Below are 16,556 nucleotides of genomic sequence, written 5' to 3'. Positions count from 1 at the left end.
GCCCCACCACCACTTGACGAAGGATGTGCTCATGGCCACCACCACGACCGGCCTGCTGCCCGTGCCTGGCGCCACCCTCTACTACGAGGTGCGCGGCACCGGCCCGATGCTGCTGATCTCGCAAAGCGGCGAAGGGGACGCCACCCGCAGCACCGACCTGGTCGGCCACCTCGTCGACGACTACACTGTCGTCACCTACGACCGGCGCGGCCTGTCCCGCAGCAGCCTGGATGGCCCCGGCCAAGGCGCGACCATGGCCGAGCACACCGAGGATGTTCACCATCTGCTGGCAGCGCTCACCGACGAGCCGGCCCTGATGCTCGGCTGCAGTCTGGGTGCCGTCATCGGCCTGAACCTGGCCGTGCGCCACCCCGGCCGGCTCGCCACCTTGATCGCGCACGAGCCGGTAGCCCCCCGTCTGCTCCCGACTGCCGAACGTGCTCGTCACGAGCAGGAACTGGTCGATATCCAGCGGCTCTTCCGGAGTGAGGGCCTGGTGCCCGCGCTCAAGAGCGTCGCCGCCGTCTTGGGTATCGACCCCGCCAACCCCGATGCCGAACCGGATCTGACCCCGCAACCGATGACGCCGCAGCGGATCGCCAACTTCGGCTTCTTCATCGACAACGACTTCACCGCCGTCCTCGGCGACGCCCTCCCGGTCACCGAACTGCCGACCACCGGGACACGTATCGTCCCCGCCGCAGGCCAGGCCACTCCGCGCACGGTTTTCGACTACCGCTGCGCGCAGGAACTGGCCGCGTTGCTCGACACGGAGATCATCGAGTTTCCCGGTGGACACAACGGCAACACCACCCACCCGCGCGCTTACGCGGCTCAGCTCCGCCGCAGCCTGCACCTTGCCCGATGAGCAGCCGGCCATCTGTCAGCCATCCACGGGATCGCCTGCGGAGCGGGCAGCGCCTGCCGAGCGCACGACTCACATGACTCCTATCCGGCGCAAATCTCATGCTTGCGCGGGGCGTCCAGATCGGCCCGCAGCATCGCATCGATGACCGGTTTGTAGGTGTCAAGCCGTGACGGGCGCGGCGGCTGGACTCTCCCACTGGGGGAGTGTCCATGCTGGTCGGGTGAACGACGGATATCTGCCGATCGGGCGGTTCGCTCGGCTGTGTCGGCTCAGCGTCAAGCAGCTGAGGCACTACGACGAGCTGGGGCTACTGGTGCCGGCGCGCGTCGACCCGGACAGCGGCTACCGCTATTACCGGCAGGGGCAGGCTCGCGAGGCGCTGCTGATCGGGCTGTTGCGCTCGCTCGAGGTGCCTCTTGCGGAGGTCGGGCGGGTGCTGGCCGGTGAGGACGGAGTGCTCGGCGATGTACGCGACCGTATGGAGGCCGACCTCGCGCGCCGAAGGCGCACCCTCGCGGCACTCGATCGGGTACTCGCCGACGGACTACCGCGGGCGGACGTGACGCTCATGCGAGAGCCCGCTCGCCGGGTGGTGATGGTGCGGGAGGTGGCCGATCAGGAGGAGATCGGCGTGGTCGCCTCGGCGTGCGTGGCGCGGCTGATCGAGGCGACCGGCCCGCCGAAGATCCCGCTGATCGGGCTGTTCCCCCTCGACCTGGCGCAGCGGGTCGAGGTGGCAGTGGCCGCCGAGGCCCGGGACGGGCCCGACCTCCTGCCGGGCGGCGTGTACGCCTCGGCAACCCACATCGGCCCCTATGACCAGGTCGCGCTCACCGGACACGCTCTGTTCGCGTGGCTGGGCGATCACGGGCACACGCCGCTCGGACCGCTGCGCGAGGTGTACGTCTCCGACCCGACAGCCACGCCGGCGGAGCAGCTGGTGACTCATCTGATGATCAAACTGGAGGACCCTGAATGACCTGGTATTCCGCTGGTGATTCCCCAGAACTCGTCGAATTCGGCCCGGTACGCGGCCTATCGGTGACCGGGCAGGGCGAGCCGGGCGGGACGGCGCACGCCACGAGCATCCAGGCGCTGTACAGCGTCGCCGGACCTCTGCGGGGCCTCGCCGCGGCGGGCGGCGCGCCCTTCGAGATGCCACCGCTGGAGGGCCGCTGGTGGGTGGAGGAGGAACGGCCACCGCTTGACGTGCCGCGCGCACAGTGGTGGTGGCACGTCTTCCTGCGGCTCCCGGACTCGGTAGCCGATGAGTGGTTCGACCAGGCCAGGCAGGCCGCCGACGATCCCGCCGCCGCCCGCGTCCAGCTCGTCACCTTCACCGAGGGACGGTGTGTGCAGGCGTTGCACCACGGCGCATACGCGGACGAACCCAGAACGCTGGCCTTGATGGAGGAGTTCATGGAGCACGCCGGGCTGGTCATGAACGGCTTGCACCATGAGATCTACCTGTCCGACGTCCAGGAGACCGACCCGGCACGGATGCGCACGATCCTTCGCCACCCGGTCCGCGCGGCCTGAGCGCCTGCCCGAAGATGGCTACGGCCGTCTGCCCGGTCAGGCGGGCAGACGGCCCGGCAGTACACCGCCCGCATCCGCGGGATCATCGGCTCTCCGAGCCGTCCTGCATCGAGCCGTCCTGCATCGAGCCGTCCGCGCCTCGGAGGAAAACGCGTGGCCCGCATCGGGCGACGCCACGTAGCGTCGTTGTCATGAAGCTGCTCTCGGTCAACATCGGCCACCCCCGTCCGAACCCGTGGAAGGGGCTGAGGCTGACGGGCATCGACAAGCGGCCGGTCGACGGTCCGGTCGCCGTCGCCGCTCCCGGCCCCAAGGGCACCGGCGCGGTCGGCCTCGCCGGTGACCGGGTCCATGACGTGAAGCACCACGGTGGCGTCGATCAGGCCGTCTACGCGTACGCTCGCGAGGATCTCGACGCCTGGGAGGCCGAGCTGGCGCGGACGCTCCCGAACGGCGTCTTCGGGGAGAACCTCACCACCCTGGGCCTTGACGTCAACGGCGCCCTGATCGGCGAGCGCTGGCGGATCGGCCGGGACGTCGTCCTGGAGGTGTCCTGCGCGCGCATCCCGTGCCGCACCTTCCAGGGCTGGCTGGAGCAGGAGGGCTGGATCAAGCGGTTCACGAAGGCCGCACGGCCGGGCGCGTACCTGCGCGTGATCGAGCCCGGCGAGATCCGCGCCGGTGACCTGGTCGAGGTCGTCCACCGGCCCGGCCATGAGGTGACCGTCGAGCTCGTCTTCCGGGCGATGACCTCCGAACCAGACCTGCTGCCCCGGCTGCTGGCCGCCGACGCGCTGCCGCAGGGGGAGCGGCGACGTGCCCTCCGGCGCGTCAACGCACAGGCGCCGGAGGAGTGACCGTCAAGGCGACGAGGACGCCGCCGGTTGCCATTGGGCCTCCATCCAGGCGGTGTCGCCGCTGGTCAACGTCTCGACCTGGACGCCGGGTGCGGCGGGTGGCGGGACGTCGACGGCGCCGCAGTCGGCGACCACGCTGACCGAGACAAGGGCAGGGGTGCCGAGAACGGTGACGCGGGCACGCGTGGCGGCGGTGGCGAGGCCGACGAGGACGGCTTCGGTGAGGTCTCTCCTGACCGGCACCGGAGGGGTCGGCCACTGTCCGCGGGTGTCCAGCTCCACCACGACGCCCTTGCGGTCGGCCACGTCGATGCAGTGGTGCAGCTCGTGCAGGAGCGGGTCGGCGGCCTCGTCGGCCTCGGCGAACAGGCGGCGCATGCGGGCCGCCTCGATGGCGCTGCGCCGCTGGACCCGCGGGTCCTGCGGGTCGAGCGAGCCGTCGGCGAGTCCCTCCAGCAGCGGTACGGTGGTGTCCGACAGCTCCGCGAAGCGCTGCTGCCTGCGGCGATGCGACTCACCGGCGACGGCCTCTGCGACGCGTACCTGCTCGATCTCCCTGCGCGCGGCCACCGCCGCCGCGCCGAGGTCACGCAGCACGGTCGCCAGGACGGCCAGGAACAACGGGTAGCCGATCACCGTGACGGACCCGGTCGCGAAACGGGCCAGCGTCAAGAACGTGGACCCTTCGAGCACCACCAGGTGGAACAGCGCGACCAGCTCATGGGCCGCCATGAACGTCAGGGCCGAGCGCAGCGGGCGGTCGAGCACGACGATGAGTCCCGGCCAGGTGGCGGCGGCGAACATCCAGTCCTCGCCGGTCGAGGTGCGCCCGTCGGGCAGGGCGACGTACGACACCAGGGAAACCGCGAGCACGACCGCGATCACCGGGCCCCGCCACCGGCCCCACGACCGTCCCCGCACGATCAGCACGGCCTCCGCCAGCAGCACGACCCCGATCACCGCGAAGGCGCCGAGCTGCGCCGCCGGCGCTTCATAGGTGGGCAGGTAGCGGATGACGGTGGGCAGCGCGATCCCGAACACGGCCGCCAGGGCGACGAACAGCGTCGTGATCCGCAGGCCGCGCCCCAGCCGCGCCTGCGCCGACGCCTCGACGGGGTCGTCCTGCGCGGGCCCGCTCCGGTCGGCGCTGCGCCACTCGAGCCGGACCCGCGTCCCCTGACCAGGGGCTGAGGTGATCGTGGCCGTGCCGCACGCGCGCTCCATCCTGGCGTGCACGGACTCGCGCAGGCCGCGCCGCGTGCCGGGCACCCCGTCCGGGTCGAACCCCCGCCCGTCGTCGGTGACGTCCAGGCGCAGCGCCCGCGCGTCGCCGCTGAGCAGGATGGCCGCGCGGCCGGTGCCCGAGTGGCGGCGTACGTTGGCGAGGGCCTCGCCCGCCGCGTCGGCGATCGCCCTGGCGGCCTCGTACGGCAGGCGGAGCCGGTCGGGACCGTCGAAGTCCACCGTCAGCTGCGTCATGGCCGGCACGGCGCGCAGCAGCTCCACCAGGTCGGCCTCCTCGGGCGTCCGTCCGGCGGCCTCGCGTAACCGGGCCAGGTCGCGCCGCGCCTGCGGGGCCAGCCAGCCGACGCCGGAGCGTACCTGGCCGAGCCCCACCATCAGCAACGTCGTCGCCGCCGTGTCGTGCAGCGAGTTGACCTGCTCGCGCTCCTCCGCGCGTACACCGGCCGCCAGCAGCGCCTCGCCGCGCGCCCGCAGCGCCTCCTGCGCCAGCGCCTCGACCCGTCTGGCTGTACGGTTCATGAAGATCCACGCCACCCTGCCGACCGCGGCACCCGGCAGCGCCAGCAGGATCCCCGTGGCCAGGCTGGAGTCCACCTCCCACGCCCCCGCCGCCAGCAGGATCGCCACCGGCCCGGCGACGGCGCCGACCGCCGCCGGCACGCCCACCCTCAGCGGGGTGTGCCACTGGTACGTCACCACGGCGAAGTCCACCAGCAGCCGCAGCCACCCCGTGTTCAGGGAGTCCACGGCACCGGTCCAGAAGACGGTGCAGAACAGCCCGTTCATGACGGCGACGTCGAGGGCGACCAGCGCGCTGCCCCGCCCGTTCCGCAACCACCACGCGAACCAGCACGTCCACCCCGCCGCGGCGGCGACCACGACCAGAGTGCTCACCACCTGCCCGGGCGCCGCCCTGAACGGCGCGATGAGACAGATGGGCACCAGCGTCGCCAGGCGCACCGCGGAGGCGTATTTGCGCCCGTACCCTTCGAGCAGCCCGTCCGCCAAGCCCCACCCCTCGTTATGTCGCCACGCAGCCTAACCCCTCAGCCGTGGGCGGGGAGCGTCGCCGCCAGTCGCTGACCATCACCGCGCCCATCTCGTCTGACGGCGGAGCGGACCAGGGCGGCCATCACGTCCAGAGGTCAGGAGCGGACCAGGATGAGCGCGTCCGCAGTCGGGTCCGTGGCACGGCGTGCGAGTGCCGTGACACCCACCGCGATCTCCCAGGAGTTCCGGGCCACCGGCTTCAAGGCCGGCTTGTGCATGGTCCCCGCGGTCACGGCCGAAGCGCCCAGGCAGCGGATGAGATCCGCGCCGCTCGCCTGGTCGCGGCGCAGGAGCCACAGGCTGGTCAGGCCGGTGGCACCGGCCAGCAGGTCGATCCAGAGGAAGGACCAGTTCCAGTCCACCATCAGCGGGTTGGTGTAGTCGGCGAAGGCCCATTCCAGAGGGATGAGCCCGAGGCCGGTGACGGTGAAATAGACCACGAAGCCGACGTCGGTGGCGAGCATCAAGCCCTTAGTCGTGCGCAGCACGGTCGATGGCCTCCATCAGGTAGCGGCGGGTCTTCTCGTGCAGGTCAGATCCGGGCGAGCCGAGGCCGAGCAGCCTGGCGGCCCACCACCCGTCCACGGCCAGCCGTACGGCGGTCGCCGCCGCCGGGTCGACGCCGTCATCGACCAGCCTGGCCTGCCAGGCGGCGAACCGCTCACGCAACGGCTGCAGCTGCGCGGGGTCCACGAACAGCACGGCGAGCAGCGCCGCGGTGACACGGTCGGCGGGCGCGGTGGCGGTGGTGTGTTGTTCGGGGATGGTGGCCTCGACATAGGCGCGCAGGAAGTCGCCCGGACGGGTGCCCGCCTGCGCGAGCGCCTCATCGAACGCCCTGGTCAAGCGGTCGGCCATGGCGGTGACCAGGGCCTGTTTGGTGGGGAAGTGGTAGAACAGCCCGCCCTTGGAGACCCCGGCCCGCTTGGCGACGGCTTCGAGGGTGAGCGACTCGGCCCCCTGCGACAGCAGCACGTCGGCGGCGGCGTCGAGGAGGCGGTCCTTGGAGCTCGGTCGTGGCATACCCGAAACTATACCGGTCAGCCGGTACAGTTTTAGCATGCCGTCGACAGAGGTGATCCCATGACGGCGTTCTTCCGGGTCATGCCCGCTGTTCAGCGTCCGCAGGAGGTCGTCCAGCGTGACATGGTCGTCGAGAGGTTGGACCACGGTCCAGCAGAGGCTGTCCTTGAGTCACCGGTGCTGCTGGAAGAGGGCGCGGTAGTGATCGATCACTTACTCATCATGGAGCGCGCTTGGCATATCGGGCGGATCGGTTCGTGGGGGAGGTACTGCCGCCATTCGGCCGGGGTGAGTTGGGGGCGCGCACGGCCGGCGATCGTGCAGAGTGCCTGGGCGAGGTCGGGCGGGAGCGCCACGTCCCAGAGCCGGATGTCGCCGTCGTCGCCGGCGGCGGCCAGCGTGCGGCCGTCCGGGTTGAAGGCCAGCCTGCGGAGGGCGAGGCCGGAGGCGGTCAGCGGAGCGCCGATCGGGCGGTGGGTGGCGACGTCCCACAACCTGATCGTCCCGCCGACGTCAGCGCTGGCCAGCCGGCCGTCCGGCGCGAACGCCACGTCCGTCACCTCCTCGTCGTGACCGCTCAGCGGGACGCCGATCTGACGGCGGGTCGCCACGTCCCAGAGCCGTACCATCTTGTCGGTGCCGGCGCTGGCCAGGATGTGTCCTTCGGGGGCGAACTCGATGTCGGTCAGGGCGCCGGTGTGGCCGATCAGGGGAGCGCCCGCAGGCCGCCAGGTGGCCACGTCGTAGAACTGGACCTGGTTACGCGTGATGCCGGTCTCCGCGTCGAAGGCCCGTTCGCCGGCGACGGCGAGGGTGCGGCCGTCCGGGCTGAACTCCAGGTCGACCAGCCCTTGGGTGCGGTCGAGCAGCGGTGCGCCGAGCGGGCGGCGGGTCACCACGTCCAACAGCTGCACGTTGGGTATCTGGGCGCGCTCGTAGCCCTGGACGATGCCGGTCTTGGCGGTCGCGAGCAGGCGGCCGCCGGGGCTGAAGGCCGCCTCGTCCCCGTACGCCTCCTTCAGGACGGCCGCGGGACGGCGGGTGCGGACGTCCCACAACCGCACAGGTGCGGCGGTGTCGGTGCTGACCAGCATGCGGCCGTCCGCGCTGAACCGCAGCTCGGTGACCGGACTGAGGTGCCCCGTGAGCGGCGGTCCGAGCGGATGGCGGGTGCGGGCGTCCCACAGCCGCACGGCCCCGTGCGGCTCGTCCTGATCGGTCACGCCTGTGGCCAGGACACGTCCGTCCGGGCTGAACGCCACGGCCTGGACCGGCCCGGCCTCGCGGTCGATCGGCGGGCCGAGCGGCCGGTGCGTGGCCATGTCCCACAGCCGTACGGTGTTGTCACCGTGGGAGGAGCTGCTGGCCAGGAGCCGCCCGTCCGGACTGAACTCCACATCGGCGACCCAGTCGGCATGGCCCAGGAGGGGCGCGCCGATCTGATGGCGGGTGGCCACGTCCCACGCCAGCAGGGCCCCGCCACCTCCGCGTCCCCCGCCGACCAGGGTCCGGCCGTCGGGGCTGAAGGTGACCGTGTCGATCCGGTGATCAGGGCGGCCGGTCAGGGGCGCGCCCGCCGGGCGGCGGGTGGCCGCGTCCCACAGGCGTACCGTGTCGTCGTCCGCCGCGACGGCGATCAGCCGGCCGTCCGGGCTGAAGTCCACGTCGGGCACGGCGTGGTCGTGACGGGCGAGCGGCTCGCCGACCTGCCGGCGGTCGGCGACGTTCCACAGCCGTACGGTCTTGTCGGCTCCGCCGGTGACCAGGAGACGTCCGTCGGGGCTGAAGTCCGCCGCGTAGACGGCGTCCCGGTGGCCGGTGAGCTCGCCGACCTGGCGGTGGTCGGCCACGTCCCACAGGCGCACGGTGCCGTCGAGTCCGGCGGAGGCCAGCAGGCGGCCGTCGGGGCTGAAGTCGGTGGCGTGGACGGGGCCTTGGTGACCGACGAGTTCGGCGACCTGGCGGCGGGTGGTGACGTCCCAGAGCCGTACTGTGCTGCTGGCGCCGGCGGTGACGAGGAGGCGTCCGTCAGGGCTGAAGGCCGTGGTGTAGAGCCCATGGTGAGGGCTGGTGAGTCGGCCGGTCTGGCGGCGGGTGGCGACGTCCCACAGCAGTACGGTGCCGTCGAAACCGGCGGAGGCCAGCAGGCGGCCGTCGGGGCTGAAAACCGACCTCACCACCGATTCGCTGTGGCCGATGAGCTCCCCGCGGGCAGGATGGGCCAGCGCGTTCAGCATCGCCCGCCGGGCGGCGGCGGTCGGCGCGACGCGGTGGGCGGCCACCGCCAGCAGCCGGGCGACGGTGGAGTCGCGGTCCAGCAGGCTCTCGCTCTGCACGGCGAGGCTGTGCGACAGGTTGAGGTTCTTCTCCTTCTGCGCCAGAACGAGCCGCTGCTCGGCGGTACGGGCGGCGTTCACCGCGAAGACGGCCGAGACCAGCGCCGCCACCAGGAGCACGGCGAGCCCGGCGAACGCGTTCCGCCGGAGGCGGGCGTGGCGGCGGCCCGTGGCCTGTTCCGCCGCCTGCGCTGCCTGGCACGCGTCCAGGAACTCCTGCTCGGTGATCGTGAGGGCGGCGGGGTTCGCGGCGGCCCAGTCGAGGGCGGTGCGCAGGCGTGTGCCCCGGTAGAGCAGTGACGGGTCACGGGCCTCGCGGTCCCAGGACGAGGCCGTCTCGGCCAGCCGTCGGTGGGTACGCAGTCCCGCGCGGTCGGCGTGGATCCATTCGCGGAGTCTGGGCCAGGCTCGTAGGAGGGCTTCGTGGGCGAGTCGGGCGGAGCCGTCGGTGAGGGTGAGGAGGCGGGCGGTGGTGAAGGCGTCGATCACCTGTGCGGTGGGGGCGGGTGGGAAGTGGGCGGGTGGCAGTGTGCTGATGTCGATGGGGCGGCGGGTTTCGGCGCCGGATTCCTCGACGCAGACCATGTGCAGGAGCAGGCGGCGGGCGATGTTCTGGGCGGTGGGGTCGAGGGCGGCGTAGACCTGTTCGGCGGTGGCGGCCACGGCGCCTGTGATGCCGCCGGTCTTGCGGTAGCCGGCGAGGGTGAGGGTGTCGCCTGTGCGGTGTTGCCAGGTGGTGAGCAGGGCGTGGGAGAGCAGGGGGAGCGTGCCCGGCTCGTGGACGTTGTCGTGTTCGTCGATCGTGGCTGGGAGGCCCATGTCTCGGAGCAGGAGTTCGACCAGTGCGGGGTCGACGGTGAGTCCGGCTTGGTGGGCGGGGCCGGTGATGGCGGTGCGGAGTTCGGCGACGTTCATGGGGCCGAGGGGCAGTTGGGCTTCGCGTAGGGCGGTCAGGAGGGTGGGGTGGCTGAGACAGTGGCCGTAGAAGTCGGCGCGCAGCCCGAGGATCACCAGCGCGCCGGCACCGGCCAGGGCGTCGATCGCTGAAAGGAAGGTACGGCGCTCGGTCTCGTCGCTGCAGAGCGTGAAGATCTCCTCGAGCTGGTCGACGATCAGGACCAGGCGGCGGGCGGCAGCGGTGCGGGTCGGGCCGTTGAACGCGTCTCCGATCCACCGGACAAGGACGGCGGGGTCGTCAGCAAGATCTCCAGCGGGGTCTGCAGCGGGGTCTTCAGCGGGGTCTTCAGCCGGGTCGTCGGCAGGATCTTCGGCAGGATCTTCGGCGGGGTCTTCGGCGGGAGTGTGGCCGATGAGCGTGCCGATCCGGGTCAGCAGCGTGGCGACGGGGTGCTCGCCGGGTGTGAGCACCATGACCGGCCATGAGCGGGAGCCGGGTGTGGGCAGTGTTCCGCGGCGGAGGGCGGGCAGGAGTCCGGCGCGGAGCAGGGAGGTCTTGCCCGCTCCTGAGGGGGCGACGACGATCAGCGGTCCGCGCGGTGGCTCGGCCAGGCGTGCGAGCAGGGCGCCGACGGCTCGGTCGCGGCCGAAGAACCAGCGGGCGTCCTCCGGTTCGTACGGCCGCAGCCCTCGGTAGGGGCACCCGCCGCCGGACGGGGCGAGTGCTTCGGCCAGATCGGTCAGCTCGCCGCCGGTCTGCAGCGCCGCGTCGCAGGCGCGGGCGACTCCGATCGAGAGCGCCTTCTCACCGGTCTCGACCTTGCTGAGGTAGCCCTTGGTGTAGTGGGTCAGCCGCGCGAGCTCGTTCAGCGACAGCCCGCGCGTCACCCGCAACCGCCGCAACACGGCACCAGGAGTCTCCACACCCAGAACTTTACTCAACGCATCTAGGCGATTGCTCTTTGTGATGGTCTGTCCGGGTTTCCCTGACCACCCCGGGTGCGAGGCGACGGGAAACCCCTCCTGCTCCGGCTGTGGCGGGCCGCACGATCGGTGCCGTGGACGCCGTCACCCCGGCGGCGCCGGAACAGAAAGGCAACGACATGCGTACTCAGATCAAGACCATCAGCGGCCTCGCCCTCGGACTGGCCCTCGGCTTCGGCGCCCTCGCCGTGCCGGCCACGGCGGCGGCCCCCGGGACGGCGGTCGCGGCGCAGGCAAGGTCGGGCATCGACTTCCGGGTGCCCGGGGTCAGGATCTTCGCCCGGGCGGACGGCCAGTCAACCCGGGTGGGCCTCGGCTATCCCGGCCAGGGCTGGGAGATCCACCGTGCGGTGGACGGCACGTCTTACACCTGCGACAACGGCGTGACCACCACCGTCTGGGAGTACGGCCGCAACCTCCGCACCGGAGTGGTCGGCTATGTCCCGAGCTGCAACACCGTGATCGTCTGACGTGACCCGCCCTGGGCGCTTTCAGCGCCCAGGGCGTCAGAACTGCCAGACGTCGTCGCGCAACAGCATCACCTTCCTGCCCGGCCCGAGCCCGGTGACCGTGACGTCCGGGCCGCCGACCATGAAGTCGACGTGCACGCGCGAGGTGTTCACGCCCGCCGCGTCCAGCCGTACGGGATCGTCCGTACGCAGCCCGGCGGGCACGCCAGGAGGCAGTCCCGCGCCCCAGGCCAGGTGGCAGGTGGCGTTCTCGTCCAGGAGGGTCTCCATGTACGTGACGCCGCTCTCGCCCACCCGCGACGAACGATCGACCAGGGCGAGCTCGCCCAGCCGGGCCGCCCCCGCGTCGGTGGCCTGGTGCGTACGGACGACGTCGGCCCCGGCGCTCGCCCTGACCTCGGTCACGACGCCGCCGGCGAACGTCAGCTCCAGGTCGTGGATGACGGTCCCGTCGAGGGACAGCGGCCGGGTGGCGCGGACCGTCCCGTCCACGCGCCGGTAGTCGGGGGTGGTGAACACCTCCTCGGTCGGCAGGTTGGCCTGGAACGGGCGGCCCTCGACGTCCTCCAGGCGGGCGGCGGTCCAGTGGGCGTCCGGGAGCAGGCCGATGGTCAGGTCGGTGCCGGGGCCCTCGAACCGTACGGCGTCCAGGCGCAGCTCGGTGAGCCGCCGGGCGCGATCGAGCAGCTCGGCGATGCGGTGCCGCCAGGCCGCGCGCGGGTCGGGCTCGTCGAGGCGGAGGATGCGGCGCAGGTGCCGCCACAACCGGGCTTGGTCGGGTTCGCCGAAGACGGTACGGGCCCACTCGGGGGTGGCGTACGGGACGATCGTCCAGCGGACCAGGTTGCCGAGCTGGAGCCGCTGCCGCGAGGTGAGCGACGGCATGCGGTCCAGGCCGACGCGTACCGGGTCGAGCCCGGCCAGGAGGTCGGGGGCGGCGGTGCCGCGGATGTTGACGATGATGCCGCCGTGCCGTCCGACCTCGTCGTTGCGGGCATCGAGCCACGCGGGGACCTCAGCCAAAGTCGCCGTTTCCGCATGCTGGACGCGGGAGCGTTTGGCGTACGGGTCGAAGTACCAGATGTCGGCATAACGGGCGCCTCTGGCGTAGGCGGCCTCGGCTAGCGCCCGGGCCAGCGGGGCGTGCTCGATCTCCGCGTTGATCAGCACCCGGTCGTCCGCCAAGAGGGGGACGGCCACGTCGAACACCACGTCCGCGTAGCCGGCCAGGTCAGCGTCGGGAATGGTCAAGGGGGGCTCCTTTGCGTACGGGCATGAACAGCAGGGCTCCGGCGGCGGACACGACGCCCGCCGCGGCGAAGCCGGCGGCCAGGCCGAACCGGTCGGCCAGGACGCCGAGGGACAGGGCGGCGCTGAGGAAACCGACGTCGAAGAAGGCCGTCGTGGTGGCCACCGCTGAGCCGCGCTCCTCCGCGGGCACGTCGTGCACGGCCATCCGGAGGAAGGCGGGCAGGCCGAGACCCTGCCCGGCGCCGATCAGCGCGATCGCGCACCACGATCCCGCCGGGGAGGGCCAGGCGGCGAGCAGGAGCGTTCCCGCTCCGGTCAGCAGGAGGGAGGCGACGGCCAGGCGCGACGGGGCGGTCGTGGCCAGCCGGCGGTGTCCGGCCAGGCGGATGGTGATGAGGACGCCGCCGTAGACGAGGAAGTGGAGGTTGCCGGAGTCGCCGCCGAGGTGCAGGGGCAGGAAGGCGCTGATGGCGGTGTAGCCCCATACGGAGGCCAGGTAGGCGAAGCCGGGTCGCAGCGCGGACGGGTGGTACAGAACAGCGGTAAGCTCCCGGCGGCCAGCAGCGCGAGGGACGTACCGGACAGCAGCAGCGCCCCCGCGCACAGAGCCGCGCGCCGTCCGAGCCTGTCGGCCACCCGTCCGGCGAGCGGGCGGGCGAGCACCCCTGCCGCCGCGGTGACGGCCGGCGAGACGCCCACCATGCCGGCCTGCTGGCCCAGCGGGCCGGTCAGGTAGCGCGGAACCGCCGGGATGAGCAGCCCGATCGACAGGAACGCGCCGGCCGTGCAGACGAGCAGGCGCCCGATCACCGCTCGTCGCGGAGTTCGAGCAGGATCGCGGTCATGCTGACCTTGACGCCGTCGTGCGGCGGCCCTGCCTTGTCGTGCACGAGCGCCACGGCCTGGTCGATCAGGCCGACCACCTCCTCCCAGACGGGCCTGGGCAGCCACACCTCGGCGTCCATGGACGTGCGCTGGCGCTCGGTCTCCGTCAGGCGCCTGGCCAGGTCGGAGCTCATCGCCTGGAAGAGGAGCTGCCGTCCCTCGGACCGGTCGAGCCGCTCGCCGCTGGACGGGTCGTAGCGATAGCGCAGCTGCGGGCGGCCCTTGCCGGATCGCGGCTGCTCGTCCGTCTGCTGGAGGAAACCCGCCTTGGCCAGCTGGCGCAGGTGGTAGCTGGCCGAGGCGTGCGCGATGCCGAGCTCGTCGGCGACCTCGGTGGCCGACATCGACGCGCCGGTGAGCAGCGACACGATGCGGATGCGCAGCGGGTTGGCCAGGGCGCGCAAGGGGACGAGGTCATTTTCCGAAGACACGTTGGGATAATACTTTTCCAACAGCTCTTGGGAAAGGGGTTTCGCGGATGCTGCTGACGGTTCTCGGCGGATGCGGGGTTTGGCCGGCGGCGGGCCAGGCGTGCAGTGGGTACCTCGTGGAGCACGACGGGTTCAGGCTGCTCATCGACCCCGGATACGCGACCGTGCCCCGGCTGCTGGAACGGGTCGGCGCCGACCAGATCGATGCCGTGTTCGTCAGTCACGGCCATCCCGACCATTGCGCCGACCTGAACCCGCTGCTGCGGGCCCGCACGATGCTCGAGAATCCGGCGGCACCGCTTCCGGTGTACGCGCCGCCGGGGGCCCTGGACGCGGTGCTCGCGCTGGACCGCCCAGGAGTGCTGACCGGCTCCTACGTCCTGTGTGATGTGGTCCCCGGCATCGGCCCCTTCCGCGTACGAACCCGGCTGCTCCCGCACTCGGTGCCCAATGCCGGCATAAGGCTGACAGCAGGCGGACGGGCCCTCGTCTACACCGGCGACAGCGGCCCCAGCCCCGACCGCGTGGAGCTGGCCCGTGACGCCGACCTCCTCCTGGCCGAGGCCACCTACGTGGACCAGGTCCCGAAAGGCTCCCTCCTGACGAGCGCCCGCCAGGCAGGCCGGCAAGCCCGGGAAGCCGCTGCCCGGCACCTGTTGCTGACGCACCTGCAGCCGGGCACCGGCCCCGCCGCCGCGCGCGCCGCCGCCGCGACCGCGTACGACGGTGAGATCGGCGTCGCCACGTCCGGTCTCGTCATCGACGTTCAGGCGATCCGGTAGGCGGCGGCGCCGTCGTGCAGGAAACGGGCGCGGCCATGGGCGTCGGAGCCGACCAGCGACAGAACCTGGTGACCGGAGGGATCGGGGTCGAGGGTGATGATCGAGCTGTCGTTGAGGCGTACGACCTCGACCCGCTTCTCCGACCCGCCGGCGCGGTAGACGAGGAACGCGCGGTCGTCCTGACAGGTCAACGTGATGTCGTGCAGCGTGGAGCGGTAGGTGCCGCACATGCGGTCCACGTCGATCGCGGCCGGGCTCAAGGGCGGCACAGGACGTGGCGCCGTCTCGACGCCGGCCAGTTCCCTGAGCACCGCCCCGAAGATCTCGTACGCCAGAGGCTCCCCACCCGCGCTGTTGGTCAGCACCGCCACCGCCACCCCCGCCGACGGGACGACGCGCAGCCACGCCTTCTGCCCCTTGGCGACACCGGTGTGCCCGACGACGCCGTCCTGATAGAGCATCCATCCGAGCCCCCAGCCGATGACGCCGCCACCGAAGTCCGGGACGTCGTCCAGCTGCGGCTCGCGCAGCGCCGCCAGCGCGGGATCGGCGAGATGCAGGCGGACGAACTCCAGCAGCTCCCGAGCGCTGATCGCGAAGTGCGACCCGCTGGGCGCCGCGTAGGAGGAAACCGCCCACTCCTTGACCGGGACGACCTCGCCGCCGCCGTTCTGGACGTGGCCGACCGCCACCCGGTGCAGGATCGCCTCGTAGGGGTCGATGGCGGCAGTCCGCAAACCCAGTGGCGTCACCAGACGTTCGCGGAGCACGCCGTGAAAGGGCTTGCCGCGTAACACCTCCACCAGCCGGCCGAGGATCACGTACCCGCTGTTGGAGTAGGAGAAGACGGTGCCGGGCGGGAGGAGGTGCTCCGCCTCGGCGAGGATGGCGACGAACCTCTCGATCGCGTCGTCGTTGCGGCCGGTGTCGACGAAGTGGTTCCCGTCGATGCCGCCGGTGTGGGTGAGCAGGTGACGGGCGGTCAGGTTCTTGGTGGCGGCCGGGTCGCTCAGCCGGAACCCGGGCAGGTAGTCGCGAACAGGACGATCGAGATCCAGCACCCCCTCATCGACCAGTTGCTGGATCAGCGTCGCGGTCCAGATCTTCGTGATCGAGCCGATCTTGAACACCGAATCGGTCGTGGCCTCGACCTGGGTACGCAGACTCAGCACCCCCGCAGCCTCGTCCCGAATCTCCCCATCGGCGAGCACAGCGACCTGCGCGCCCGGTACGTCATACTTCGCAGCAAGCTCACCCAGATCCCATTCCACTCCGAACAGGCTAATGGGCCGTGATGTCGGCCCCGTTAGCGTAGGCGGATGCAGGACACATCGACTGATCACCACCGCTTCGCGGTCCTCGCCGATTACGGCCAGTTCTACCTGCAGGATCTCGACGCTCACGCGGCATGGATGAGGTCGCATGCCGACTCGGGCGCTCCCGCCGGATGGACCGAAGAGGCCGTGAACTCGGACCGCATCAGCGTGCAACCCCACTCGATCGCAGTGGGAACAGCCCGAAGCGATGTGGTGGAAACGACCGTCCACGTGCACTCCACCACACCCACAGCGAACCTGGAGGAAGCCGAGCACGTCGTCGAGGCCGACATCGAACTGCCCAACGGCGACCTGGCGATCTACGGCCCAGCCGACGACCCCGGCCAAGAACGGCACATCCACCTCGAAGCCGGCCGCTACCGCGTGCGAGTGTCGTACATCCCGTATGTCCCACCGGTGGAAGCAGACGAGCTGGGAGATCATTTCCTGTACCGCATCGATGTCTGGCCGGTCGACAGCCCGGCGGCCCTCGCCGTACTGAAGCAAGGCCCAAGCCCTTGGGCCGGCTAGTGCTGTGACCGGAAACGATCACCGGGTTGGGTGAGGGTTTCAGGCAGCTGGGGCGAGGGGTCGGCCGCCCCAGCGGATGCCCTTCTCGCTG

At 71.5% G+C, this 16,556-nt stretch carries 15 protein-coding genes and 1 pseudogene; 7 read left to right on the top strand and 9 right to left on the bottom strand.

All coding sequences use genetic code 11. The annotated features are described in order from the left end of the window. Positions 1-31: 31 nt before the first annotated feature. The 4 genes from AB0K12_RS47905 (at position 32) to AB0K12_RS47890 (ending at position 3,264) form a co-directional block, all read left to right on the top strand. Positions 32-868 (top strand): alpha/beta hydrolase, encoded by an 837-nt coding sequence (locus tag AB0K12_RS47905; RefSeq protein WP_364575974.1) that lies wholly within the window; start codon positions 32-34, stop codon positions 866-868. A 220-nt stretch (positions 869-1,088) separates the two neighbouring features. Continuing rightward, a complete protein-coding gene (locus tag AB0K12_RS47900) occupies positions 1,089-1,847 on the top strand; it encodes a MerR family transcriptional regulator (RefSeq protein ID WP_364575972.1) in 759 nt (252 codons plus the stop codon). Then, a complete protein-coding gene (locus AB0K12_RS47895; protein WP_364575970.1) occupies positions 1,844-2,407 on the top strand; it encodes a GyrI-like domain-containing protein in 564 nt (187 codons plus the stop codon). The genes AB0K12_RS47900 and AB0K12_RS47895 overlap by 4 nt, the downstream gene beginning before the upstream one ends. Before the next feature lie 191 nt (positions 2,408-2,598). Then, entirely contained in the window at positions 2,599-3,264 is a 666-nt protein-coding gene (locus AB0K12_RS47890) for an MOSC domain-containing protein (RefSeq protein ID WP_364575968.1), read from the top strand. A gap of 3 nt (positions 3,265-3,267) precedes the next feature. Here the strand turns inward: AB0K12_RS47890 and AB0K12_RS47885 are convergent, their stop codons facing one another. The 4 genes from AB0K12_RS47885 to AB0K12_RS47870 form a co-directional block, all read right to left on the bottom strand. After that, positions 3,268-5,517 (bottom strand): ATP-binding protein, encoded by a 2,250-nt coding sequence (locus tag AB0K12_RS47885; protein ID WP_364575966.1) that lies wholly within the window; start codon positions 5,515-5,517, stop codon positions 3,268-3,270. A gap of 137 nt (positions 5,518-5,654) precedes the next feature. Then, positions 5,655-6,023, bottom strand: a complete 369-nt coding sequence (locus AB0K12_RS47880; protein ID WP_364575964.1) for a DUF5360 family protein — start codon at positions 6,021-6,023, stop codon at positions 5,655-5,657. Positions 6,024-6,030: 7 nt separating this feature from the next. Then, positions 6,031-6,582, bottom strand: a complete 552-nt coding sequence (locus tag AB0K12_RS47875; RefSeq protein ID WP_364575962.1) for a TetR/AcrR family transcriptional regulator — start codon at positions 6,580-6,582, stop codon at positions 6,031-6,033. A gap of 209 nt (positions 6,583-6,791) precedes the next feature. Further along, positions 6,792-10,739, bottom strand: coding sequence for a helix-turn-helix domain-containing protein (locus tag AB0K12_RS47870; RefSeq protein ID WP_364575960.1), 3,948 nt, complete (start codon positions 10,737-10,739; stop codon positions 6,792-6,794). Positions 10,740-10,873: 134 nt separating this feature from the next. On the opposite strand from AB0K12_RS47870, the gene AB0K12_RS47865 reads away from it, so the two are divergent. After that, positions 10,874-11,269 carry a hypothetical protein gene (locus AB0K12_RS47865; RefSeq protein WP_364575958.1) on the top strand — a complete coding sequence of 132 codons (396 nt, stop codon included), beginning with the start codon at positions 10,874-10,876 and terminating at the stop codon, positions 11,267-11,269. Positions 11,270-11,305: 36 nt separating this feature from the next. Here AB0K12_RS47865 and AB0K12_RS47860 read toward each other — a convergent pair whose 3' ends face one another. The 4 genes and pseudogenes from AB0K12_RS47860 to AB0K12_RS47845 all read right to left on the bottom strand — a co-directional run bounded on the left by AB0K12_RS47860 (position 11,306) and on the right by AB0K12_RS47845 (position 13,836). Further along, positions 11,306-12,520, bottom strand: a complete 1,215-nt coding sequence (locus tag AB0K12_RS47860) for an aminopeptidase (RefSeq protein ID WP_364575956.1) — start codon at positions 12,518-12,520, stop codon at positions 11,306-11,308. Then, positions 12,501-13,124 carry an MFS transporter gene (locus AB0K12_RS47855; RefSeq protein ID WP_364575954.1) on the bottom strand — a complete coding sequence of 208 codons (624 nt, stop codon included), beginning with the start codon at positions 13,122-13,124 and terminating at the stop codon, positions 12,501-12,503. Before AB0K12_RS47855 ends, AB0K12_RS47860 begins: the two co-directional genes overlap by 20 nt. After that, a pseudogene (locus tag AB0K12_RS47850) lies at positions 13,103-13,330 on the bottom strand (MFS transporter); the annotation flags it as partial. The gene AB0K12_RS47855 and the pseudogene AB0K12_RS47850, both read right to left, overlap by 22 nt. Beyond that, positions 13,327-13,836: a helix-turn-helix domain-containing protein gene (locus AB0K12_RS47845; protein ID WP_364575952.1), complete on the bottom strand. Its 510-nt coding sequence runs from the start codon at positions 13,834-13,836 to the stop codon at positions 13,327-13,329. The pseudogene AB0K12_RS47850 and the gene AB0K12_RS47845, both read right to left, overlap by 4 nt. 47 nt (positions 13,837-13,883) lie before the next feature. Between AB0K12_RS47845 and AB0K12_RS47840 the strand changes: the two genes are divergently transcribed. After that, positions 13,884-14,618: an MBL fold metallo-hydrolase gene (locus AB0K12_RS47840; RefSeq protein WP_364575950.1), complete on the top strand. Its 735-nt coding sequence runs from the start codon at positions 13,884-13,886 to the stop codon at positions 14,616-14,618. Here AB0K12_RS47840 and AB0K12_RS47835 read toward each other — a convergent pair. Then, positions 14,603-15,889: a serine hydrolase domain-containing protein gene (locus tag AB0K12_RS47835; protein WP_364575948.1), complete on the bottom strand. Its 1,287-nt coding sequence runs from the start codon at positions 15,887-15,889 to the stop codon at positions 14,603-14,605. The two genes, AB0K12_RS47840 and AB0K12_RS47835, sit on opposite strands and share 16 nt — an antisense overlap. Before the next feature lie 48 nt (positions 15,890-15,937). Between AB0K12_RS47835 and AB0K12_RS47830 the strand changes: the two genes are divergently transcribed. Further along, positions 15,938-16,465 (top strand): hypothetical protein, encoded by a 528-nt coding sequence (locus tag AB0K12_RS47830; protein WP_364575946.1) that lies wholly within the window; start codon positions 15,938-15,940, stop codon positions 16,463-16,465. Positions 16,466-16,556 lie beyond the last annotated feature (91 nt).

Source organism: Nonomuraea sp. NPDC049419 (genome assembly GCF_040676995.1).
Classification (GTDB): Bacteria; Actinomycetota; Actinomycetes; order Streptosporangiales; family Streptosporangiaceae; genus Nonomuraea; species Nonomuraea salmonea.
The sequence above is the reverse complement of the archived record's forward strand: the minus strand, read 5'-3'. Positions and strand labels throughout refer to the sequence as shown.